General features: G+C 65.5%; 20 protein-coding genes and 1 pseudogene. 12 read left to right on the top strand and 9 right to left on the bottom strand.

The window, feature by feature from the left end; translation table 11 throughout:
* Positions 1-53 precede the first annotated feature (53 nt).
* Both gatA and gatC read right to left on the bottom strand, forming a co-directional pair.
* Positions 54-1520 (bottom strand): Asp-tRNA(Asn)/Glu-tRNA(Gln) amidotransferase subunit GatA, encoded by a 1467-nt coding sequence (gene gatA / locus AC07N6_RS17770; protein ID WP_494781361.1) that lies wholly within the window; start codon positions 1518-1520, stop codon positions 54-56.
* A gap of 71 nt (positions 1521-1591) precedes the next feature.
* On the bottom strand, positions 1592-1894 hold the full coding sequence (gene gatC / locus AC07N6_RS17765) for an Asp-tRNA(Asn)/Glu-tRNA(Gln) amidotransferase subunit GatC (protein ID WP_494781362.1): 303 nt from the start codon (positions 1892-1894) through the stop codon (positions 1592-1594).
* Between the two features lie 383 nt (positions 1895-2277).
* Here gatC and AC07N6_RS17760 point away from each other — a divergent pair, with 383 nt between their 5' ends.
* From AC07N6_RS17760 to AC07N6_RS17730, 7 genes and pseudogenes are all read left to right on the top strand, one after another.
* Positions 2278-3321, top strand: coding sequence for a rod shape-determining protein (locus AC07N6_RS17760; RefSeq protein WP_141914105.1), 1044 nt, complete (start codon positions 2278-2280; stop codon positions 3319-3321).
* Positions 3322-3600: 279 nt separating this feature from the next.
* Positions 3601-4656 carry a rod shape-determining protein MreC gene (mreC, locus tag AC07N6_RS17755; protein WP_494781363.1) on the top strand — a complete coding sequence of 352 codons (1056 nt, stop codon included), beginning with the start codon at positions 3601-3603 and terminating at the stop codon, positions 4654-4656.
* Positions 4653-5165, top strand: a complete 513-nt coding sequence (gene mreD, locus AC07N6_RS17750) for a rod shape-determining protein MreD (RefSeq protein WP_141914103.1) — start codon at positions 4653-4655, stop codon at positions 5163-5165. Before mreC ends, mreD begins: the two co-directional genes overlap by 4 nt.
* 35 nt (positions 5166-5200) lie before the next feature.
* Entirely contained in the window at positions 5201-7168 is a 1968-nt protein-coding gene (gene mrdA, locus AC07N6_RS17745; protein ID WP_494781364.1) for a penicillin-binding protein 2, read from the top strand.
* Between the two features lie 93 nt (positions 7169-7261).
* Positions 7262-8371 (top strand): rod shape-determining protein RodA, encoded by a 1110-nt coding sequence (gene rodA, locus AC07N6_RS17740; RefSeq protein ID WP_494781365.1) that lies wholly within the window; start codon positions 7262-7264, stop codon positions 8369-8371.
* Between the two features lie 152 nt (positions 8372-8523).
* On the top strand, positions 8524-9708 hold the full coding sequence (locus tag AC07N6_RS17735; RefSeq protein WP_494781366.1) for a septal ring lytic transglycosylase RlpA family protein: 1185 nt from the start codon (positions 8524-8526) through the stop codon (positions 9706-9708).
* Positions 9709-9735: 27 nt separating this feature from the next.
* Positions 9736-10080, top strand: a pseudogene (locus tag AC07N6_RS17730) (SMR family transporter); the annotation flags it as partial.
* A gap of 30 nt (positions 10081-10110) precedes the next feature.
* Here the strand turns inward: AC07N6_RS17730 and rsmI are convergent.
* Positions 10111-11004: a 16S rRNA (cytidine(1402)-2'-O)-methyltransferase gene (gene rsmI, locus AC07N6_RS17725; protein ID WP_494781367.1), complete on the bottom strand. Its 894-nt coding sequence runs from the start codon at positions 11002-11004 to the stop codon at positions 10111-10113.
* Between the two features lie 13 nt (positions 11005-11017).
* Here rsmI and AC07N6_RS17720 point away from each other — a divergent pair, with 13 nt between their 5' ends.
* The 5 genes from AC07N6_RS17720 to AC07N6_RS17700 all read left to right on the top strand — a co-directional run bounded on the left by AC07N6_RS17720 (position 11018) and on the right by AC07N6_RS17700 (position 14838).
* Positions 11018-12199: a penicillin-binding protein activator gene (locus tag AC07N6_RS17720; protein WP_494781368.1), complete on the top strand. Its 1182-nt coding sequence runs from the start codon at positions 11018-11020 to the stop codon at positions 12197-12199.
* A gap of 10 nt (positions 12200-12209) precedes the next feature.
* Positions 12210-12617 carry a YraN family protein gene (locus tag AC07N6_RS17715; RefSeq protein ID WP_494781369.1) on the top strand — a complete coding sequence of 136 codons (408 nt, stop codon included), beginning with the start codon at positions 12210-12212 and terminating at the stop codon, positions 12615-12617.
* A 197-nt stretch (positions 12618-12814) separates the two neighbouring features.
* Positions 12815-13411 (top strand): phosphoheptose isomerase, encoded by a 597-nt coding sequence (locus tag AC07N6_RS17710; protein ID WP_494781370.1) that lies wholly within the window; start codon positions 12815-12817, stop codon positions 13409-13411.
* On the top strand, positions 13404-14063 hold the full coding sequence (locus AC07N6_RS17705; protein WP_494781371.1) for a BON domain-containing protein: 660 nt from the start codon (positions 13404-13406) through the stop codon (positions 14061-14063). Before AC07N6_RS17710 ends, AC07N6_RS17705 begins: the two co-directional genes overlap by 8 nt.
* A 247-nt stretch (positions 14064-14310) precedes the next feature.
* Entirely contained in the window at positions 14311-14838 is a 528-nt protein-coding gene (locus tag AC07N6_RS17700) for a peroxiredoxin family protein (RefSeq protein WP_494781372.1), read from the top strand.
* A 100-nt stretch (positions 14839-14938) separates the two neighbouring features.
* Here the strand turns inward: AC07N6_RS17700 and AC07N6_RS17695 are convergent, their stop codons facing one another.
* The 6 genes from AC07N6_RS17695 to AC07N6_RS17670 form a co-directional block, all read right to left on the bottom strand.
* Positions 14939-15868: a DMT family transporter gene (locus AC07N6_RS17695; RefSeq protein ID WP_494781373.1), complete on the bottom strand. Its 930-nt coding sequence runs from the start codon at positions 15866-15868 to the stop codon at positions 14939-14941.
* 64 nt (positions 15869-15932) lie between these two features.
* Complete coding sequence (locus tag AC07N6_RS17690; RefSeq protein ID WP_494781374.1) at positions 15933-17426, bottom strand: M81 family metallopeptidase; 1494 nt, start codon at positions 17424-17426, stop codon at positions 15933-15935.
* A 9-nt stretch (positions 17427-17435) separates the two neighbouring features.
* The gene (locus AC07N6_RS17685) at positions 17436-18695 is read right to left on the bottom strand and encodes a Zn-dependent hydrolase (RefSeq protein WP_494781375.1); all 1260 of its coding nucleotides are present in this window, start codon (positions 18693-18695) and stop codon (positions 17436-17438) included.
* A gap of 248 nt (positions 18696-18943) precedes the next feature.
* Entirely contained in the window at positions 18944-19648 is a 705-nt protein-coding gene (locus AC07N6_RS17680; protein ID WP_494781376.1) for an ABC transporter ATP-binding protein, read from the bottom strand.
* Positions 19645-20412: an ABC transporter ATP-binding protein gene (locus AC07N6_RS17675; protein WP_494781377.1), complete on the bottom strand. Its 768-nt coding sequence runs from the start codon at positions 20410-20412 to the stop codon at positions 19645-19647. Before AC07N6_RS17675 ends, AC07N6_RS17680 begins: the two co-directional genes overlap by 4 nt.
* Positions 20409-21404: a branched-chain amino acid ABC transporter permease gene (locus AC07N6_RS17670; RefSeq protein WP_494781378.1), complete on the bottom strand. Its 996-nt coding sequence runs from the start codon at positions 21402-21404 to the stop codon at positions 20409-20411. Before AC07N6_RS17670 ends, AC07N6_RS17675 begins: the two co-directional genes overlap by 4 nt.
* Positions 21405-21413: the final 9 nt, after the last annotated feature.

The following is a 21413-nucleotide window of genomic DNA, read 5'->3' as shown; positions in this document are numbered from 1 at the left end:
CGTCGCTGCGCCTTGCCACCGGCGCCCGGTTAGCGACTCTTCAATAAAAAGGCTTACGCGGGTTCGCGCAGGTGCCAGTCGGTCGCTTGCTGGAACTGGTGCGCCACGTTCAGCAGGCGGGCTTCGTCGAAATAATTGCCGATGATCTGCAGGCCGACCGGGCGCTTGCCGTTCTTGTCGCCCTGGCCAAAGCCGCAGGGGATCGACATGCCCGGCAAGCCGGCCAGGCTGGTCGACAGCGTGAAGATGTCGGCCAGGTAGTTGGCGACCGGGTCATCGGTCTTGTCGCCCAGGTCCCAGGCCACCGTCGGCGCGACCGGGCCCATGATCACGTCGCACTGGCGGTTCGGTCCTTCCAGCGCGCTCTGGAAGTCTTGCGCGATCAGGCGGCGGATCTTCTGCGCCTGCAGGTAGTAGGCATCGTAATAGCCGTGCGACAGCACGTAGGAGCCGACCAGGATGCGGCGCTTGACTTCGTCGCCGAAGCCTTCCGCGCGCGACTTCTTGTACATGTCGGCCAGGTCCTTGTAATCCGCGGCGCGGTGGCCGTAGCGCACGCCGTCGAAGCGCGACAGGTTGCTCGACGCCTCGGCCGGGGCGATCACGTAGTACACGGGAATCGACAGTTCGGTCTTGGGCAGCGAAATGTCCACCAGCGTGGCGCCCAGCTTCTCGAACTCGGCCAGCGCGGCGCGCACGGCTTGCTCCACATCGGCGGCCAGGCCGGCGCCGAAGAATTCCTTGGGCACGCCGATGCGCAGGCCCTTGAGCGTGTTGTTGAGCGCGCCATTGAAGTTTTCCCGTGGCCGCTGCATGCTGGTCGAGTCGCGCTCGTCGAAGCCGATCATGGCGTTGAGCAGCAGGCCGCAGTCTTCGGCGGTCTTGGCGATCGGGCCGCCCTGGTCGAGCGAGGAAGCGAAGGCGATCATGCCGAAGCGCGACACGCTGCCGTAGGTCGGCTTGATGCCGGTCACGCCGCACAGTGAAGCCGGTTGGCGGATCGAGCCGCCGGTGTCGGTGGCGGTGGCCGCCGGCGCCAGGCGCGCGGCCACGGCGGCGGCCGAGCCGCCCGAGGAGCCGCCCGGCACGGCAGTCTTGTCCCAGGGGTTCCTGACCGGGCCGTAGTGGGAGTTCTCGTTGCCGGAACCCATCGCGAATTCGTCGCAGTTGAGCTTGCCCAGCGTGACCGTGCCGGCCGCATTGAACTGTTCCACCACGGTTGCGTCGAAGGGGCTCACATAGTTTTCCAGCATCTTCGAGCCGGCGGTGGTGCGCCAGCCGCGGGTGACGAAAATGTCCTTGTGCGCGATCGGGATGCCGGTCAGCGGGCCGGCGTCGTTGCCGGCCAGGCGCGCGTCGGCGGCCCTGGCTTGCGCCAACGTCAGTTCGCGGTCGACGTGCAGGAAGGCGTTGAGGTCGCTGGCTTGGATGCGGTCGAGGAACAGCGTCGCCAGTTCGGCGGCGGAAATCTTGCGCGACTGCAGTTGCGCGGACAGTTCTTTGAGGGTGAGCTTGTGCATGTTTATCGTTTCGCTGCGTATCTGCTATTCGGGTGGAGCGCCGCGCCCCGGGGGCGCAATTGGCGAGGGCCTTATTCGATGACCTTGGGCACCAGGTAGAGGCCGTCCTGGGTGGCCGGGGCCGGCTGCTGGTAGTCGGCGCGGCGATTGGGCTCGGTCACCGCATCCTCGCGCAGGCGCAGCGCCAGCGCCGGCTCGATGGCGGCGATCGGGTGCGAGAGCGGTTCCACGCCGCTGGTATCGACCGCCTTCATTTGCTCCACCAGGGCGAAGATGCCGTTGAGCTTGTCCAGCGTTTGTTCGGCCTGGGCCTCGGTCAGCTCCAGGTGGGACAGGTTGGCGATGCGTTTGACGTCGGAAAGGGCTAGGGACATGGTCGAAAAGGCGCGCCGTCGCGCGCTGCATGATGTTGAGTTGGAGGTCGGCACCAACCGGCGGCCGGCGGCGCGCACAGTCAGCCGGGAGGCAAGCGCTTTTCCGGTTCGCCGGTGCGATCGGAAAGCCTGCTTGCCGGGCGCGTCTCCGGCGGCAGCGGTTTTGCAGTGGAAAAGACGGGAAATCCTTGCCAAATGCCCGCCAAATGGCCTTATCGGACTGGAATTTTTGGCGGTTGTGCCTGCTGGTTTCCGATGAATTATAAGGTAGAATGTCAGATTAATGCCTTGCCGGCGCCGGTTTTTCGTGTCGCCGCGGTCATGAACGGACACTCCCCTATCAAAAAAGTTAGGCGCCCCGCGCGGGCGCATCAGGACAATTCATGTTTGGATTTTTACGTAGTTATTTCTCGAACGACCTGGCGATCGACCTGGGCACCGCGAACACGCTGATTTACGTGCGCGGCCAAGGCATCGTGCTGGACGAGCCGTCGGTCGTGGCGATCCGCCAGCAGGGCGGCCCCAACGGCAAGAAGACGATCCAGGCGGTCGGCAAGGAAGCCAAGCAGATGCTGGGCAAGGTTCCCGGCAACATCGAGGCGATCCGCCCGATGAAGGACGGCGTGATCGCCGACTTCACCGTCACCGAGCAGATGTTGAAGCAGTTCATCCGCATGGTGCACGACTCCAAGCTGTTCCGTCCCTCCCCGCGCATCATCATCTGCGTGCCCTGCGGCTCCACCCAGGTGGAGCGCCGCGCCATTCGCGAATCGGCGCTGGGCGCGGGCGCCTCGCAGGTCTACCTGATCGAGGAGCCGATGGCGGCGGCGATCGGCTCCGGCCTGCCGGTGTCCGACGCCACCGGCTCGATGGTGGTCGACATCGGCGGCGGCACTACCGAGGTGGGCATCATCTCGCTGGGCGGCATGGTCTACAAGGGTTCGGTGCGGGTGGGCGGCGACAAGTTCGACGAAGCCATCGTCAACTACATCCGCCGCAACTACGGCATGCTGATCGGCGAACAGACCGCCGAGGCGATCAAGAAGGAAATCGGTTCCGCCTTCCCGGGTTCCGAGGTCAAGGAAATGGAAGTCAAGGGCCGCAACCTGTCCGAAGGCATCCCGCGCTCCTTCACCATCTCCAGCAACGAAATCCTCGAAGCGCTGACCGACCCGCTGAACAACATCGTGTCGGCGGTCAAGAACGCGCTGGAACAGACCCCGCCGGAACTGGGCGCCGACATCGCCGAAAAGGGCATGATGCTGACCGGCGGCGGCGCGCTGCTGCGCGACCTGGACCGCCTGCTGATGGAAGAAACCGGCCTGCCGGTGATCGTCGCCGAAGACCCGCTGACCTGCGTGGTGCGCGGCTCCGGCATGGCGCTGGACCGCATGGACAAGCTGGGTTCGATCTTCTCGTCCGAGTAAGTCTCCTGCCGCCGGCGAGATTCGCCGGCCATCAGCTCTACCGGCGGATCCCGCCGGATCACCGGGGAACCGATACGTTCGATATGACGCAGTTCACACCGACTGGCCCACAGGAGCGGACTTCCATGCCGCCCATGGCGCAGGCTCGGCTGCAGGACTGTCCCGGCTTGCGCGCCGGGAACGCATCGGGCTCCCTTTTCATACCGTTCACGACGCAGGAAATGAGTGCCCCGTCCTGCAGTTGGCCGCACCAGCCGGCCCTGCGGCCGGCCTGACGCTATGGAAATCCCACCACTGTTCAAGCAGGGCGCCTCCGCCCGCCTGCGCGTTACCGTGTTCGCGCTGTTGTCGATCGTGATGCTGGTGGTCGACGCCCGCATGCATGTGCTGGGGACGATCCGCCAGGGCATCGGCACCGCGCTCTATCCTTTCCAGCGGGTGGCGATGATGCCGCGCGACGCCGCTTCCAGCGTGGCCGATTATTTTTCCGCGCTGAACTTGCTGCAAAAGGAAAACCAGGGCCTGCAGCAACAGCAGATCGTCAATTCCCAACTGATGCAGCAGGCGCGCCAGCTGGCCGCCGAGAACGTGCAACTGCGCAAGCTGATGGACATGCAGCAGAAGGTGCCGGTCAAGTCGCTGGTGGGCGAGATCCTGTACGACGCCCGCGACCCCTTCACCCGCAAGATCATCCTCAACCGCGGCTCCCAGCAGGGCGTGGCGGCCGGCCAGCCGGTGATCGACGATATCGGCATCGTCGGCCAGGTCACGCGCGTGTTCCCGTTCACCGCCGAGGTCACGCTGCTGACCGACAAGGACCAGGCCATCCCCGTGCAGGTGCTGCGCAACGGCTTGCGCAGCGTGGCCTACGGCCGCGGCCAGACCGGCGTGCTGGACTTGCGCTTCATGCCGGCCAATGCCGATATCCAGAAGGGCGACACCCTGGTGACTTCCGGCATCGACGGCGTCTATCCGCCCGGCCTGTCGGTGGCCACCGTGGCGCTGGTGGAAACCCGTTCGGCCGACTCCTTCGCGCGCATCGTCTGCCAGCCGCTGGCCGGCATCGACCGTCATCGCCAGTTGCTGATCCTGCTGGTCGAACAGAATTTGCCGCCGCGCCCCGAGCCGGAAGCCACCGATGAAAAAGCCGCCAAGCTGTTCAAGCGCCGCTTGCGCGACAGCACGCGCGACGCCAGCGGCGACGACGCCAACGCCACGCCCAAGGATAACGTCTCCGAAGAGCGCAAGGGCGCGGTCAACGTGATACCGCCGGCGGCCGCACCTGCTGCGGCTCCCGCCCCCGCCAAACCTGCCGGCAAGGAAAACGCACGATGAACGATCCGCACTACATCCTGTTGCCGGCCAACCCGCTGTTCATCGCGTTCAGCCTGGTGGCGGCCTTCCTGCTCAACCTGATGCCCTGGGGGCAGATGGTCGGCGTGCCCGATTTCGTGGCGCTGGCGCTGGTGTTCTGGAATATCCACCAGCCGCGCAAGGTCGGCATCAGCGTGGCGTTCCTGATGGGCCTGCTGATGGACGTCAACGAAGCCACGCTGCTGGGCGAGAATGCCCTGGCCTACACGCTGCTGTCGTACTTCGCGATCATGATCCACCGCCGCGTGCTGTGGTTCCCGTTGCGCACCCAGGCGCTGCATGTGCTGCCGCTGCTGTTGCTGGCGCAGGCGGTGCAACTGGTGATCCAGCTGATGGTGACCGGCAAGTTCCCGCACTGGTTTTACTTCAGCGAGAGCTTTATTTCGGCCATCTTGTGGCCGGTGGCGAGCTGGTTGCTGCTGGCGCCGCAGCGCCGCGCGATCAACCGCGACGAGAACCGTCCCATCTGACGGCCTGAAACAGATCATCACAGGCTCCAGGCAGCATGACCGAATTCAAGAACACCGCGCACGAACTGAAGCTGTTCAGGCTGCGCCTGCTCGCCATGAGCGTGCTGGTGCTGGTCTGCTTCAGCCTGTTGCTGGCGCGCTTCCTGTGGCTGCAGGTGGTGCGCCATGACGCCTATGCCGCGCAAGCCGAGGAAAACCGCATCTCGGTGGTGCCCATCGTCCCCAACCGCGGGCTGATCATGGACCGCAACGGCGTGGTGCTGGCGCGCAACTACTCCGCCTACACGCTGGAAATCACCCCGTCCAAGATCAAGACCAATATCGACGACCTGATCGACGAGCTGGGCACGCTGGTGGAAATCCAGCAGCGCGACCGGCGCCGCTTCCGTCGCCTGCAGGAAGAATCCAGGAACTTCGAAAGCGTCCCCATCCGCACCCGCCTCACCGACGAGGAAGTCGCGAAGTTCACCGCCCAGCGTTACCGCTTCCCCGGCGTGGAAGTGCAGGCGCGCCTGTTCCGCCAATACCCCTACGGCAAGACCGCGGCCCACGTGATCGGCTACATCGGCCGCATCAGCCAACGCGACGCCGAACGCATCGCCGACTCCGACGACGAGGCCAACTACAACGGCACCGACTACATCGGCAAGGAAGGCCTGGAAAAGAGCTACGAGAGCCAGCTGCACGGCACCACCGGCTACGAGGAGGTCGAGATCTCGGCCAGCGGCCGCGCGGTGCGCTCGCTCTCGCGCACGCCCGCCACGCCCGGCAAGAACCTGATCCTGTCGATCGACATCGAGCTGCAAAAGGTGGTGGAAGAAGCCTTCGGCGACCAGAAGGGCGCGCTGGTGGCGATCAACCCGGCCACCGGCGACATCCTGGCCTATGTCTCGCAGCCGTCCTACGACCCCAACCTGTTCGTCGAAGGCATCGACCAGCAGAGCTGGGACGAACTCAACAAGTCGCCCGACCGGCCGCTGTTGAACCGCCCGCTGTCGGGCACCTATGCGCCCGGTTCGACCTACAAGCCGTTCATGGCGCTGGCCGCGCTGGAGCTGGGCAAGCGCCGTCCGCAGGACGCCATCCGCGACCCCGGCTTCTTCATCCTCGGCAACCACCGTTTCCGCGATGACAAGGAAGGCGGCCACGGCGTGGTCGACATGTACCGCTCCATCGCGATCTCCTGCGACACCTATTACTACATGCTGGCCAACGACATGGGCGTCAACGCCATCCATGACTTCATGAAGCCCTTCGGCCTGGGCCAGATCACCGGCATCGACCTGGAACACGAGCGGCGCGGCATCCTGCCCTCCACCGAATGGAAGCGCAACGCCTTCCGCAAGCCCGAGCAGAAACGCTGGATCGCCGGCGACACCGTCTCGCTGGGCATCGGCCAGGGCTACAACAGCTTCACCCCGCTGCAACTGGCGCAGGCCACCTCGATCCTGGCCAACAACGGCGTGGTGATGAAGCCCCACCTGGTCAAGATCATCGAGGATGGCGTCACCCACGAGCGCACCGAGACCGTGCCCAAGGAGAGCTACCGCATCCCGCTCAAGCAGGAGAACATCGACTTCATCAAGCGCGCCATGGTCGGCGTGGTCAAGGAGGGCACCGGCCGGGCTGCGTTCCAGGGCGCGCCCTACGATTCCGGAGGCAAGACCGGCACCGCGCAGGTGGTCAACATCGGCAAGAACCAGAAGTACGATACCAAGAAGCTCTCGCGCATCTACCACGACAACGGCCTGTACATCGGCTTCGCCCCGGCGGATGCGCCGCGCATCGCGATCGCCGCGGTGGTCGAGAACGGCGGCTGGGGCGCCGGCGTGGCCGCGCCGCTGGTGCGCAAGGCGATGGATTACTTCATGCTGGGCAAGCGCCCCAACGAGCCGATCAAGTCGGTGGCGCCGGCCGATATCCCGGCCGACGCGCCCACCGAGGCGCCGGTCGAGGACAGCGTCGTTACGCCCACCGTCCAGCCCGATGTGCAGCAGGACTGACATGCGATTCGTTTATCATTGCCGTGCGCGTCGCGCCCATCCGTGCCTTCCGGCCGGGAGCGCAGGCGCCGCGGACCTAGCAAGGGAGCCGGCATGAGCCTGCAACGTCCCCCCCTGTGGCAAACCATCAAGCCGCACCTGACGGTGTTCGACGGCGCGCTGTCGCTGATCGTGTTCCTGATCCTGTCGGTGGGCATCGTCACGCTGTATTCGGCCGGCATGAACTTCCCCGGCCGCGTGGAAGACCAGCTGCGCAACATCCTGATCGCCTTCATCGTCATGTGGGCCGCCGCCAACGTCTCGCCGCAGCTGCTGCTGCGGCTGGCGGTGCCGGTGTATACGATAGGGGTGACGCTGCTGATCGCGGTGGCGCTGTTCGGCATCATCAAGAAGGGCTCGCGCCGCTGGCTCAACATCGGCATGGTGGTGCAGCCCTCCGAAATCATGAAGATCGCCATGCCGCTGATGCTGGCGTGGTACTTCCAGAAGCGCGAAGGCATGCTGCGCTGGGACGCCTTCCTGGTGGCGGCGGTGCTGCTGCTGATCCCCGGTTTCCTGATCATCCGCCAGCCCGACCTGGGCACCGGCCTGCTGGTGCTGGCGGCCGGCTTCTACGTGATCTTTTTCGCCGGCCTGCCGTGGAAGGTGCTGGTGGGCCTGGTGATCGCCGGCGCGGCCAGCCTGCCGGTGGTGTGGTCGTTCATGCATGATTACCAGCGCCAGCGCGTCATGATGCTGATCGACCCGACCTCCGACCCGCTGGGCAAGGGGTTCCACATCATCCAGTCGACCATCGCCATCGGCTCCGGCGGGATTGCCGGCAAGGGCTGGCTGATGGGCACGCAGACCCACCTTGAATTCATCCCCGAGCGCACCACCGACTTCATCTTCTCGGTGTATTCGGAAGAGTTCGGCCTGATCGGCAACGCCGTGCTGCTGGTGCTCTACCTGCTGCTGATCGGCCGTGGCCTGATGATCACCGCCAACGCGCCGACGTTGTTTACGCGCCTCTTGGGCGGCGCCATCACGATGATTTTCTTCACCTACGCCTTCGTCAACATGGGCATGGTGAGCGGCATCCTGCCGGTGGTCGGCGTGCCGCTGCCATTCATGAGCTATGGCGGCACGGCCCTGGTGACGCTGGGCTTGGGGGCGGGCATCCTCATGAGCATCCAGCGCCACCGCAAGCTGGTGCAGACTTGAGCGTTTTGCGCGGCATCCGGGCGTAGTTGTTGCGTTGTCGAGATGGCAATCGAATCGGCATGTGGATGAACTTGCGGCGCTGACGCGTTGTCAGCCATACGGCAACGCACTCTGGTATCGTTGCGAAAAATTCCAGCCGGATACATCCACCTATGCACACAATATCGTTCGAATATCGCCGCCAGGCCTGGCGCCTGCCGACCTTGCAGAGGGCCTTGCGCGCGGCGGCGCTGGCCCTGCCGGTTTTGCTCGCGGCCTGCAGCAGCACACCGCCGCCGGCGCGCCAGAGCGCCGAGGCGCCGACGTCGGCCAAGGCCGGCGGCGCGACACGCCCGTCCAACGTGCCGGCGTTGCCGGCCGCGGGTTCCGGCCGCGGCGGTTACTACAAGGATGACGGTCCGGGCGACCACATCCCGGACGGCTTGCTCGACGTGGCCGATGCCGAACCGCAAGTGGAGCCCGTTTCCAGGGCCGCCAGCCGGCCGTATGTCATCTTCGGCAAGACCTACGTGCCGATCACCGATAACCAGCCCTTCATCCAGCGCGGCATCGGCAGCTGGTACGGCAAGAAATTCCACAACCAGAAAACCTCTTCCGGCGAGCTGTACGACATGTACAAGATGACGGCCGCGCACCCGACGCTGCCGATCCCGTCCTATGCCCGCGTCACCAACCTCAAGACCGGCAAGCAGGTGATCGTGCGCGTCAATGACCGCGGGCCGTTCCATTCCAGCCGCATCATCGACCTTTCCTATACCGCCGCCTTGAAGCTGGGCTACCTCAGTTCCGGCAGCAGCGAACTGGAAGTCGAGCGCATCCTGCCCGACGAGGCGCAGCGCATGGCCGATGCCCGCCGCAACGGCATTGCGCCGGCCAATGCCGTCGCCGAGAACGGCGCCGCCGTCAGCACCGGGGCGGTCGCCATCAATTCTGTCACGGCGCAGAATTTGCCGCCGCAACCCACGGTGGCCGCGGTGCAGCCGATCAACGCCACCACCTCGACCTCCGCCAACGGCGCCGGCATGGCCGGCGGCGGCGGCATCATCAACGCGGTGGCCAGCGGCTCCTCGCCGTCGCCGGCCATGCCGCAGGCGGTGCCGTTGAGCGCCGGTTATTACCTGCAGTTCGGCGCCTATTCGCAAGAGACCAACGCCTTGCAGGCGCGCGACAAGCTGCTGCCGAACCTGTCGGGCATCATCGACAACCTGCAGGCGGTACAAGTGAACGGCCTGTACCGTCTCTACGCCGGCCCTTACGCGACTCGCCCGGATGCGCAGAACGCGGCCTTGATGGTGCGCCAGCGCAGCGTCGGCGCGCCGTTCGTGGTCGAACGCTGAGCCGCGTTTTCTTTTTTTGATTCTTGGGCGGAGCAAGACATGCATCCCTACCTGGCGCTCGGCATCGCCATCGTTTCCGAAGTCATCGCCACTTCCGCGCTGCGCGCTTCCGACGGCTTCTCGCGGTTGTGGCCTTCACTGATCGTGGTGGCCGGCTACGGCCTGGCGTTCTTCTTCCTGTCCGTCACGCTCAAGTCGATTCCGGTCGGCGTCGCCTATGCGATCTGGTCCGGGCTGGGGGTGGTGCTGATTTCGGTCGTGGCCTGGCTGTTGTTCGGCCAGAAGCTGGACCTGGCGGCGATCATCGGCATGGGCCTGATTGTGGCGGGCGTGCTGGTGCTGAACCTGTTTTCCAAGTCCTCGGCGCATTAGAACCCGTTTCATTGTGAAACGGGTTCTTCGTTATTCGTTCTTCAATTCCAGCGCGCGCTCATACAGCGCATTCTTTTTCTGGCCGGTGATCTGCGCGGTGAGCGCGGCGGCTTGCTTGACCGGCAACTCTTCCAGCAGGATGCGCAGGATGCGCTCGGCATCGGCCTGGTCGCCGTCGGACGGCGGCGCGCCCTGGATCAACACCACAAACTCGCCGCGCTGGCGGTTGGCGTCTTCCTCCAGCCACGCCGGCGCATCGCCGAGCGGGCAACGGTGGATGCTTTCGAACAGCTTGGTCAGCTCGCGCGCCAGCACGATCTGGCGTTGCGGCCCGAATACCTGCAGCATGGCTTGCACGGTCTCGACGATGCGGTGCGGCGCTTCATAGAACACCAGCGCCGCCTGCATCGAGGCCAGTTCCTGCAATGCGGTCTCGCGCTGGCGCGCCTTGGACGGCAGGAAGCCGACGAAATGGAAGCGCTGCTCGTCCAGTCCGGACGCCGACAGCGCCGTCACCGCCGCCGAGGCGCCGGGCAGCGGCACCACCTGCAAGCCGGCCGCGCGCACCGCGTCGACCACGCGGGCGCCGGGATCGGAGACGGCCGGCGTGCCGGCATCCGACACCAGCGCGATGCGCTCGCCCTGGCGCAGGCGTTCGACGATCTTCAGCGCGGCTTCGCGCTCGTTGTGCTCGTGCGTGGCCATCAGCTGCTTGGACAGGCCATAGCGCTGCAGCAACTGGCTGGTGTTGCGGGTATCCTCGCACGCCACCGCGTCGGCGATGGCCAGCACATGCAGCGCGCGCAGGGTAATGTCGCAGGCATTTCCGATGGGCGTGGCCAGCACATATAATGCCGACACCGGATAGTTTTGCTGTGCGGCATCAGACAGGATGGCAGCGGCGACGCTCGGGTTCTGGTTCATTGGAGGAGGCGGGATGTTCACTGGATTCAAAAAAATGGCCGCGCTGGCGGGTTTGGCCGGCGGCCTCGGCGGATTCTGGATGCCGGCTTGGGCGGCATCCCCGACAGCCGACAGTGTACCCCCGCTGGCACAGGCTGAGGCGAGCGCGCAGCAGCTTCCGTCCGCCCCGGTGCGCATGGCGTTGCTGCTGCCCAATCGCGGCGGCATGTTCGGCGCGGCGGCCGACGCCGTGCGCACGGGCTTCCTGACCGCCTATGCGCGCCAGAAGGAAAACATCCAGTTGTCCATCATCGAGACCGGCGACTCGGTGGCGGACATGCAGCGCGCCTATGACGACGCTTCCGCCAGGTTCGACATCCTCATCGGCCCGCTCTCGCGCAGCGCCGTCACCTCGGTCGCCCAGAGCGGGCGCGTCACCAAGCCGACCATCGCGCTGGCCCAGCCCGACCTGTCCGGCGAAGCCGAGCCGCAATTGCCGCCGATGATGCTCACCGCCGGTTTGTCCATCGACGATGAGGCGCGCCAGGTGGCCAACTGGGTCGAGAAGGAAAAGGCGCCCGGCAAGATCTTTGCGGTTTCCACCTCGGTGGCCTGGCAAAAGCGCGCCGCCCGTTCCTTCCTGCTCCGCGCGCGCCAGCTCGGGCTGCAGGTCGAGGCCCTGGAACTGAGCACGCCCGGCAACGTCCTCAGCGCGCCCGGCCTGGCGCAACTGGCCAGGCGCGTCGAACAGGAAAAGCCGGCGCTGATCTTCGCCGCGCTCGACGCCGGCCAGGCGGTGCAGTTGCGCAGCGCGGTGGGCGCCGAACTGCCGCTGTACGGCACGTCGCAGATCAACCCCTTCACGCTCAGCCGCAGCGATCCCAACGACAAATTGCCGGAACTCGATGGCGTCAAGCTGATCGACCTGCCCTGGCAATTGCAGCCAGATAACATCGCGGTGGCGCGCTATCCGCGGCCGGCCGGCAATGAAAGCGACCGCCCCAATCCCGACCTGGCGCGCCTGTACGCGCTGGGCATCGATGCCTACCGCATCGCCTATGAAATCGCCCAGCAGCGTTCCGGCTTCGATCTCGATGGCGTCACCGGACGCATCAACGTCAACATGATCACGGGCGGTTCCACCTACTTCCAGCGCCAGGAGACCCAGGCGGTGTTCCAGGACGGCCTGCCGGTGCCGACCGCCGACCAGTATTGAGGCATCCCCCATGGGCCTGTTCGACGGCTGGCGCCGTTGCGCCAGGGACGCACAACCCGGGCAATCCGATTCCCGCACCGGCCGCCAGCGCACCGGCGACGCCGCCGAGGATGCGGCGCTGGCCTACCTGCGGCGCCACGGCCTGGAGTTGGTCGAGCGCAATTTCCAATGCAAGGGCGGCGAGATCGACCTGGTCATGCGCGACGGCGCCGCACTGGTCTTCGTCGAAGTGCGCGCCCGCGCCAGCCGCTCGCACGGCGGCGCCGCGGCCAGCATCACGCCGGCCAAGCAGCGCCGCCTGATCGTGGCCGCCCACTTGTTCCTGCAGCGTTACGCTGCGCCGCCGCCATGCCGCTTCGACGTGCTGGGTTTCGACGGCGAAGAGGTGGAATGGCTGCGCAATGCCATCGAGGAATGATGCGGCAAGCCGACGCGGCTCGTCTTTGATGCCCGCTTGCCAGCCGGCGCCCGACGGGCCGCTACGGTGCGCCTTTGCGCGCCGTTTTGCGGCCTCCGGCCGCATCTGGCGGTATCATATGGGCCGCAATCGAGAAACTTTTCTTTACGAATTGTGCCGGCTTGGCGCCGCGCAACTCAACTATAATCGCAGGCACTATGACAAATCCCCGCATCCTTGCCCACTTCCAGGAAAGCGCCGACCTGAAGATGAAGGCAGCCAACGTATTGGCGCAACCGATCGAACAGGCGATTGAACTTATGTTTACCGCGCTGTCGAATGGCAACAAGATTCTTGCCTGCGGCAACGGAGGGTCCGCTGCCGACTGCCAGCATTTCGCGGCCGAACTGGTCGGACGTTTCGAACGTGAACGCCTGCCGTTGCCGGCCATGGCGCTGACCACCGACACGTCCATCCTGACCGCGGTCGGCAACGATTACAGCTACCAGGAAATTTTCTCGAAGCAAGTCCAGGCCTTCGGCCAGGCGGGCGACGTCTTGCTGGCGTTTTCCACTTCGGGCAATTCGGGCAATGTCCTGGCGGCCATCGAAGTGGCCCACGAGCGCGACATGCGCGTCGTCGCCCTGACCGGCAAGGGCGGCGGCGCCATCGGCAAGACCCTGAATGACGCCGATGTCCACATCTGTGTGCCGCATGACCGTACCGCGCGCATCCAGGAAGTGCATCTGGTGACTTTGCACTGCATTTGCGACGGCATCGACGTCGCGCTTTTTGGAGATGATGCGAATGAATGATTCACGATCGCTGTTTGTCAGGATGCGTCGCCCGTTGGCGGCAGTGGCGTTGGGCGGCATGCTGGCCCTGAGCCTGCAAGGCTGCTTCGCGGTGTTTGCCGGCGGCGCGCTGGCCGGCACCTTCGCCGCCACCGACCGCCGTACGCTGGGGGCGCAGACCGAAGACAAGGCGATCGTAGTCAAGGGCGAAAGCCGCATCCCCGGCGTGGTCGCCGCCGGCTCGCACGTCAACGTGACCGCCTTCAACCGCAAGGTGCTGCTCACCGGCGAAGTGCCGGATGAAGCGTCCAAGGCCGCCGCCGAGCGCGAAGCCAAGGCGATTGCCAACGTCGAGACCGTGTTCAACGAACTGTCGATCGAGCCGGCTTCCAGCTTCTCCACGCGTTCTGGCGATGCGCTCATCACCAGCAAGGTCCTGGCCAGCCTGGTGGACGACAAGACGCTGTATTCCAGCGCCTTCAAGATCACCACCGAGCGCGGCATCGTGTACATGATGGGCCGCGTGACCCAGCATGAAGGCCAGTTGGGCGCCAAGATCGCCAGCGGCGTCTCCGGCGTGCAGAAGGTGGTGACGCTGTACGAGTACATCTCGGAAGAAGAGCTGCAGGATTACCAGCGCAAGCCGGCCAGCGAAAACAAGGCCGCCGCCTGAACGGGTGTCCAGGGCCAGCCAGCTTGGTCCGTTTGGTTCGTTTGATGTTTGGTTCGTTTGATGCAGGTCAACACCGCCGGCTTGTCCGGCGGTTTTCACGTCCGCGCCGCCGCCCGCAGGAATCGGCCGGCGCGATTATAATGGCCGGGTTTCCTTTCCCTTTTTTGACGCGCGGCGCCATGTTGTCGCCGCGACATGGCCGCCAGGATCGCGGCGCCGGGGAAAAATCCGTCAACGGAGCAAGCTCATGCCAGCACAAGCCACAGCGTCACGCAACCGCCTTTGGATCAAGATCGCAGGCCTGGCCGCGGTCGCGGCCATTGCCGCCTTCGCCTATTTCAAGGTGAGCGCCGGCAACGCGGCGCCTGACGTCACCTTTACCCGGCTCGATGGCCAGCAGGTCGCGTTGAAAGACCTGCGCGGCAAGGTGGTGATGGTCAACTTCTGGGCCACCAGCTGCACTACCTGCATCGGCGAGATGCCGCAGATGATCGAGACCTACAACAAATTCAAAGACCAGGGCCTGGACTTTGTCGCCGTGGCGATGAGCTACGATCCGCCGAACTATGTCCTGAACTACACCGAGACCCGCAAGCTGCCCTTCCAGGTTGCGCTGGACACGCAAGACAAGCTGGCCCAGGCCTTCGGCGACGTCAAGCTGACCCCGACCACATTCGTCATCGGCAAGGACGGCAACATCATCAAGCGCTATGTCGGCGAGCCGCAGTTCTCCGAACTGCACCAACTGCTGGAGAAGGCGCTGGCCAAGGCCTGAGCCTGAGCGCTCCCCGTCCCTGAAGAAACGCCGGCAGTGCCGGCGTTTTTGCTGTGGCGATCCGTCATCTCCGCTCTTGTCTGCGGCCTCGAATCGCCGATCAGCTGCTTGATTTCCTGGGCTGCCGCGTTGTCAACCCGCGTGGCAGCAGCACGCACAGCGCCGCGCAAAAGATCAGCGCAAAGCCGGCCAGGTCGGAAGCGGCGGGCCGCTCGCTCAGCAGCAGCACCGCGCCGGTGACGCCCACCACCGGCACCAGCAGCGTGCCCAGCGCGGCGACGCCGGCCGGCATGCGCGCCACGATGGAAAACCAGATGATATGGGCCAGCGCCATGCCGAACAGGATGTGATAGCCCAGCGCCAGCATCACTTCGCCGCGCATCGCATGCCATGCCGGAAAATACGGCGCGCTTTCGACACTGAAAAGACCCGTCAGCGCCACCAGCGCACCGGTCAGCAATTGCCAGCCGGCCATGGCCAGCGGTTCCGACGAAAGCCGCGCCCATTTGGTGTACACCGTGCCGGCCGCCCACGACAAGGCCGCACCCAGCGCCAGCAGCACGCCATGCGGCAGGCCGCCGCCGGCCAGCGGCCACAGCAGGGTCAGCAGGCCGCCGGCGCCCAGCAGCAAACCGCCGCCGCGCAGCGCATCGAGCCGTTCGCCCAGCGCGAAGCGCGCGAACAGCGTGGCCCACAGCGGCATCGAATAGGTAATGATGGCCACCCGGGAAGTGGCCGCGCCCAGTTGCGCGAAGGTCAGCAGGATATTGAACAGCGCCACATTGAGCAGCCCCGCCACCACGATGTGCAGGCGCTCGCGCCCGGAACGGATCGCCAGCGGGCTTCCGCGCAGCAGTCCCAGCGCGAATACCGTGCCGGCCGCCGCGCCCAGGCCGATGCTGCGCAGCGCCCAAGGCGACACACCCGTCAGCGATACTTTTACCGCCGGCCAGTTCAGGCCCCACAAGATGCCCAGCAGCACCAGCAGCGCTCTGGATTGGCCATGGCTGGCCGGTGCGGCGCCGTTCATGATGGTCGTCTCCTTGGAACCTATTTATGATGGCCGCAGCCGTTGGCGGCTGCGGCATGGCGCTTTACCAGGCGATATCGGCATCGAGCGGATAGACCGGCCGGCGCACCTTCTTGATCGGGAACAGCTTGAGGTTGGCGCTGGTCGGGCCGCCGCTGTCCGAATCGCATTCCACCAGGCCGCGGCTGATCGGCACGAACACCGGACGGCAGTACATGCGCGACTTCAGGATCAGGAAGGACTGCGCCGCCGGGTCCAGCCCCAGGCTGGTAAACACGCCCAGGTCATAGGGTTCGACGCGTTCTTCCGTCACCACGATTTTCGCCGCGCCGATATCGAACAGCACGCTGCGGCCCATCCGTATCGTCGAGCCGGTATAGATCGGACCGGTCACGGTGAACTTGCCGTCGGTGATCGCCGCCACCTTGCCGGTCAGCACCGGCGGCACCTTGGCGATGCCTTGCTGGAGCAGCGGCACCTTGTTGCCCACCGCCAGCGTGATGGTGGCGCCCACACCGGCTTCCAGCATATGCGCCACCGCTTCCGGATCGCTGACCGGGCCCGCCGCGATGCCCTCCAGGCCGGCCGCCAGCGCCGCCTCCAGCACATCCATGGTGTTGCAGGTGCCGCCCGACATCACATTGTCGCTATGGTCCAGCAGCAGCACCGGGCCGCTGCCGGCGCCCCGGCTGCGCTCCTGCGCCTGCGCCAGCGACTGCATCAACGGCAGGCTGTCATAGACGAAGTCGTCGCGTTCGGCCCACATCTGGCGGGCAATCTCTTCGGCCACGGCATCGGCCAGGACGCGGTCGTTCTCGGTCGCCACTACCACCGACATGCCGGCATCGCGGAAGTCGGACAGCGGGAACCCCGCCAGCACCGACACCGCCAGCACGCCATCCCGCTTCTCGGCCTCCCTGGCCGCTTCCACCGCGCGTTGCATGGCCGATGCCGAGGTGTTGCTGGTCAGCGTGGCCGACAGCAGCGGCAGCTGGCGCCAGCCGAGCGCGGGCCGGGATTTCCCATGGAGCAGGTCGACCAGCAGGCGGCCCGCATGTTCGCCGGTCTCGAACATGTCGATGTGCGGATAGGTCTTGAAGCTGACGATGATGTCGGCATGATCCACCATCTTTTGCGTGACGTTGCCGTGCAGGTCCAGCGCCACCGCCATCGGCGTATCGGGGGCGATCCTGCGGATGCGTTCCAGTAGCGCGCCTTCGCCGTCATCGGCGTTCTCGGCCACCATGGCGCCGTGCAGGTCGAGCATGATGGCGTCGCAGCCCTGTTCGATGGCGCGCACGATGCCGTCGCACATCACGGTGTAGGCATCGGCCGCAACGGCCGCGCTGGGATTGGCCCAGGCCGCCAGCGGCGTGACAATCCCGGCGCCGAGTTTTTCGGCGATGTCGAGAAAGGCGCCCATCGCGGTGCGCGCGCCTTTCTGGTCTTCGTAAGCCGCCTCGTCCCACTGCGGGGAGAAGGCTTCGAGCGGGGTGGGAATCGGCGAGAAGGTGTTGGTCTCGTGATTCATGCGGGCGATGACGATCTTCGGCTTCATTGCACTCCTTTATTCATCGACTACGCCGGCGCTGGCCAGCATGGCCTGCAGCAGCACGTTGCAGCCGGCTTCCAGGTGTTCCGGCCGGGCGTCCTCGATCTCGTTGTGCGACACGCCGTCCTTGCACGGCACGAAGATCATGCCGGCCGGCGCCAGGCGCGCGGCGTAGATGGCGTCATGGCCGGCGCCGGAGACCACGTCCATGGTCTTGTAGCCCAGGCCGCTGGCGGCATCGCGCACATTGTCCACGCACTCCGGATGGAAGGGGCAGGGCGGGAAATAGGACACGCGTTCCAGCGCGATGTGCAGGCCGGTCTTCTGGCGCGTCGCTTCGATATAGGCCAGCAGGTCCTCATGCATCTGGTTGAGCAGCGCGTCGCTGACATTGCGCAGGTCGACCGAGAACTTCACCTGGCCCGGGATCACGTTGCGGCTGTTGGGCATCACCTGCACCGAACCGACCGTGCCACGGCCATAAGGCGGATAGCGGTTGGCGATGGCCACCACCTCCTGCATGATGTAGGTGGAGACCTGCAACGCATCCTTGCGGATGGCCATCGGCGTGGGGCCCGCGTGCGATTCGAAACCGGTCACCGTGCAGTCGTACCACGACAGGCCCAGCACCGCCGGCACCACGCCGATCACGGTGTCGGCGTTCTCCAGCACCGGCCCCTGCTCGATGTGCGCCTCGTAGTAGGCGCCGATGGGATGGTCGCCGCACTTCTGTTCGCCGATGTAGCCGATGCGCGCCAGCTCATCCTTCACTTTCTTGCCGTCGACATCGGTGGCGTTGTACGCATGCTCCAGCGTGAAGGCGCCGCAGAACACGCCCGATCCCATCATCACCGGCACGAAGCGCGAACCTTCCTCGTTGGTCCACACCGCCACCTCGATCGGCGCCTCGGTCACGATCCGGTGCCGGTTCAGCGTGCGGATCACCTCGATGCCGGACAGCACGCCATAGTTGCCGTCGAACTTGCCGCCGGTCGGTTGCGTGTCGATGTGCGAACCGGTCATCACCGGCGGCAGGGCATTGTTGCGGCCGGGGCGGCGCATGAAGATGTTGCCGATCTGGTCCACCGTCACGCTCATGCCTTCGGCCCTGGCCCAGGAGGTGACCAGGTCGCGGCCCTGCTTGTCGAGGTCGGTCAGCGCCAGCCGGCATACGCCGCCCTTGGCGGTGCCGCCGATCCGGGCCAGTTCCATCAGCGAATCCCACAGGCGCTTGCCATCGATGCGCAGCGTGTTTGTTTTGGTTTTCATGTCCATGATGCTTTCCTTGTTGTTTAGGGCCTGTTAACAATTAATTTGCGAGTGCGAGTGACCAGCAAGCGTTGTCTGCCTTGCCACCCCGCCTTCTGGGGGCAACGCATCTCGCAAATTAATTGTTAACAGGCCCTAGTGCGGTGCACCTTCGATACGGCCTGCGGCCTACTCAGGCCGAACGGTAGTTAAAACATCCAGCTGCCGTTCGACCTGAGTAGCCGCGTAGCGGCGTATCGAAGGCGCGCGATTTGTCATGCCGCCAGGTTCACGCCCAGGTAACGATCCTTCACGCCGTCGTCGGCCAGGAACGCGGCATTGCTGCCGCTGTAGGCGATGCGTCCCTGTTCGACGATGTAATGGCGGTCGGCCAGTTGCGTGCATACTTCCAGGTTCTGCTCCACCAGGATGATGGACATCCCGGTGCCCCTGATCAGCTTGATCTGCGCCACGATCTCGTCGACGATCACCGGCGCCAGGCCTTCCACCGGCTCGTCCAGCATCAGCACCTTGGGATACGTCATCAGCGCGCGTGCGATCGCCAGCATCTGCTGTTCGCCGCCGGAGAGCTGGCCGCCGCCGTTCTTGCGGCGCTCCTTCAGGCGCGGGAAGATCCGGTAGACGTCTTCCAGCCCCCAGGCCGATTCCTTGCGGGCTGCCATCTTGAGGTTTTCCTCGACGCTCAGCAGCTTGAAGATGCCGCGGTGTTCGGGCACCAGGCACACGCCGCGCGCGGCGATCTTGTAGGACGGCAGGCCGCTGACCTGCTTGCCTTCGAACAGCACGCGCCCCTGGGCCGGCGGCACTACGCCGACGATGCTCTTCAACGTGGTGGTCTTGCCGGCGCCATTGCGCCCCAGCAGCGTCACTACTTCGCCGGCATCCACCTGCAGCGAGACGCCCTGCAGGATGTGGCTTTTGCCGTAGTAGCCGTGGACGTCTTCCACTTGCAGGATCATGCCTTGCCTCCGGTAATCATGCTGCCGAGATAGGCGCGGCGCACGCGCTCGTCGTTGCGGATCTCGTCGGGTTTGCCCTGCGCCAGGATCTGGCCCAGTTGCATCACCGTGATGCGATCCGAAATGTCCATCACGATATCCATGTTGTGCTCGATCAGCACCACCGTGTAATCATCGCGCAGCGAATGGATCAGGCGCTTCATGTCGGCGATGTCGTCGATGCCCATGCCCGAGGTCGGTTCGTCGAGGAAGATCACCTTGGGCTGGCCGGCCATGGCCATGCCCACTTCCAGCCGGCGCTGCTGGCCATGCGACAGTTCGGCCGAGACGCGTTGCGCCACGCCTTGCAGCGACAGGCGCGCGAGCAGTTTGTCGGCCAGCGCGCAGGCCGCGTGCATTTGCTCGGCGCGCTTCCACGGGTTCAGCGCGGCCAGTGGATGGCGGCCTTGCGCGGCCAGCCGCAGGTTTTCCCACACCGTCAGGTTGGGGAACAGGCTGGTCACCTGGAAGGAACGCGCCAGCCCTTTCCTGACGCGCTGGTAGCCGGGCAGGTGGGCCACTTCCTCGCCTTCGACGCGGATGCTGCCTTCGGTGATCGGCGTGGTGCCGGTCAGCGTGTGGAACAGCGTGGTCTTGCCGGCGCCGTTGGGGCCGATCACCGAATGCACGGTGCCGGGCATGATATCCAGCGTGATGCTGTTGACCGCGGTGAACTTGCCATAGCGCTTGGTGACGTTGACCGCTTGCAGGATCGGTGCGCTCATGAATGCTTCTCCTTGGCGGCCAGCTCGACGGCGCTATCGGGTTTGGCGGGGCGCGCCGCATTGACCAGTTTCATGGCCAGCCCGAACAGGCCTTTTTGCATGTACAGGCTGACCGCGATCAGCAGCAGGCCCAGCAGCATCAGCCAGCGCGGCCACAAGGTGGAGAGCCAGTTGCCGGCCAGCACGTAGAACGACGCGCCCAGCACCGAGGCGAACAGGTTGCCGGTGCCGCCGATGACGGTCATGATCAAAATCGACTCGCTGGTGTGGTACTCGATGTTGGACAGCGGCGCCACGCCGGTCATCATCGCGTGCAGGCCGCCGGCCAGGCCCGTCACCGCGCCCGAGATGACGAAGGCGGCCAGCTTGAGCAGGCGGATGTCGTAACCCACCGCCGCAGCGCGCGCCTCGTTGTCGCGCACCGCCAGCAAGGTGCGGCCCAACACCGAATCGACCACCCGCTGCAGCAGCCAGAACACCAGCACGAACAGGATCGCCACCACCGTGTAGTACTGCCACGAGGACGCGGTCGGCAACAGCGTCAGGCCGAACAGGGCGAGCGGCGGGCGCGGGATGTCGAGCAGGCCGTTGTCGCCGCCGGTGACGTCCTTCATCGTGTAGGCCAGGAAGTAGAACATCTGGGCGAAGGCCAGCGTCAGCATCACGAAGTAGGTGCCGCGCTGGCGGATCGAGAACCAGCCCACCAGCAGCGCGGCGATCGCGCCGCCCAGCGCCGCCATCGCCAGCGTCGCCAATAGCGGCGCCTTCAGCTGCAGCAGCACCACGCCGGCGGTATAGCTGCCCACGCCGAAGAAGATGCCCTGGCCGAACGACATCAGGCCGGTGTAACCCAGGAGCAGGTTGCAGCCCAGCGCGGCCAGCGCGAACACCAGCACTTCGGTGGCCAGCGTGCCCGAACCCAGGCACAGCGGCAGCAGCAGGGCGACGGCGGCGGCCAGCAATGTGTATCGGAAATGCGCGATATGTTTCATCAGTTTCCT

It is taken from the genome of Herbaspirillum sp. GW821-FHT09A12 (assembly GCF_059418325.1).
Note: the sequence above shows the minus strand (reverse complement) of the source record. Positions and strands in the feature narration are given on the sequence as shown.

Coding starts and splice junctions, on each gene's coding strand:
- gatA (WP_494781361.1), bottom strand. CDS start 1,520: ATGCACAAGCTCACCCTCAAAGAACTGTCCGCGCAACTGCAGTCGCGC.
- gatC (WP_494781362.1), bottom strand. CDS start 1,894: ATGTCCCTAGCCCTTTCCGACGTCAAACGCATCGCCAACCTGTCCCAC.
- AC07N6_RS17760 (WP_141914105.1), top strand. CDS start 2,278: ATGTTTGGATTTTTACGTAGTTATTTCTCGAACGACCTGGCGATCGAC.
- mreC (WP_494781363.1), top strand. CDS start 3,601: ATGGAAATCCCACCACTGTTCAAGCAGGGCGCCTCCGCCCGCCTGCGC.
- mreD (WP_141914103.1), top strand. CDS start 4,653: ATGAACGATCCGCACTACATCCTGTTGCCGGCCAACCCGCTGTTCATC.
- mrdA (WP_494781364.1), top strand. CDS start 5,201: ATGACCGAATTCAAGAACACCGCGCACGAACTGAAGCTGTTCAGGCTG.
- rodA (WP_494781365.1), top strand. CDS start 7,262: ATGAGCCTGCAACGTCCCCCCCTGTGGCAAACCATCAAGCCGCACCTG.
- AC07N6_RS17735 (WP_494781366.1), top strand. CDS start 8,524: ATGCACACAATATCGTTCGAATATCGCCGCCAGGCCTGGCGCCTGCCG.
- rsmI (WP_494781367.1), bottom strand. CDS start 11,004: ATGAACCAGAACCCGAGCGTCGCCGCTGCCATCCTGTCTGATGCCGCA.
- AC07N6_RS17720 (WP_494781368.1), top strand. CDS start 11,018: ATGTTCACTGGATTCAAAAAAATGGCCGCGCTGGCGGGTTTGGCCGGC.
- AC07N6_RS17715 (WP_494781369.1), top strand. CDS start 12,210: ATGGGCCTGTTCGACGGCTGGCGCCGTTGCGCCAGGGACGCACAACCC.
- AC07N6_RS17710 (WP_494781370.1), top strand. CDS start 12,815: ATGACAAATCCCCGCATCCTTGCCCACTTCCAGGAAAGCGCCGACCTG.
- AC07N6_RS17705 (WP_494781371.1), top strand. CDS start 13,404: ATGAATGATTCACGATCGCTGTTTGTCAGGATGCGTCGCCCGTTGGCG.
- AC07N6_RS17700 (WP_494781372.1), top strand. CDS start 14,311: ATGCCAGCACAAGCCACAGCGTCACGCAACCGCCTTTGGATCAAGATC.
- AC07N6_RS17695 (WP_494781373.1), bottom strand. CDS start 15,868: ATGAACGGCGCCGCACCGGCCAGCCATGGCCAATCCAGAGCGCTGCTG.
- AC07N6_RS17690 (WP_494781374.1), bottom strand. CDS start 17,426: ATGAAGCCGAAGATCGTCATCGCCCGCATGAATCACGAGACCAACACC.
- AC07N6_RS17685 (WP_494781375.1), bottom strand. CDS start 18,695: ATGGACATGAAAACCAAAACAAACACGCTGCGCATCGATGGCAAGCGC.
- AC07N6_RS17680 (WP_494781376.1), bottom strand. CDS start 19,648: ATGATCCTGCAAGTGGAAGACGTCCACGGCTACTACGGCAAAAGCCAC.
- AC07N6_RS17675 (WP_494781377.1), bottom strand. CDS start 20,412: ATGAGCGCACCGATCCTGCAAGCGGTCAACGTCACCAAGCGCTATGGC.
- AC07N6_RS17670 (WP_494781378.1), bottom strand. CDS start 21,404: ATGAAACATATCGCGCATTTCCGATACACATTGCTGGCCGCCGCCGTC.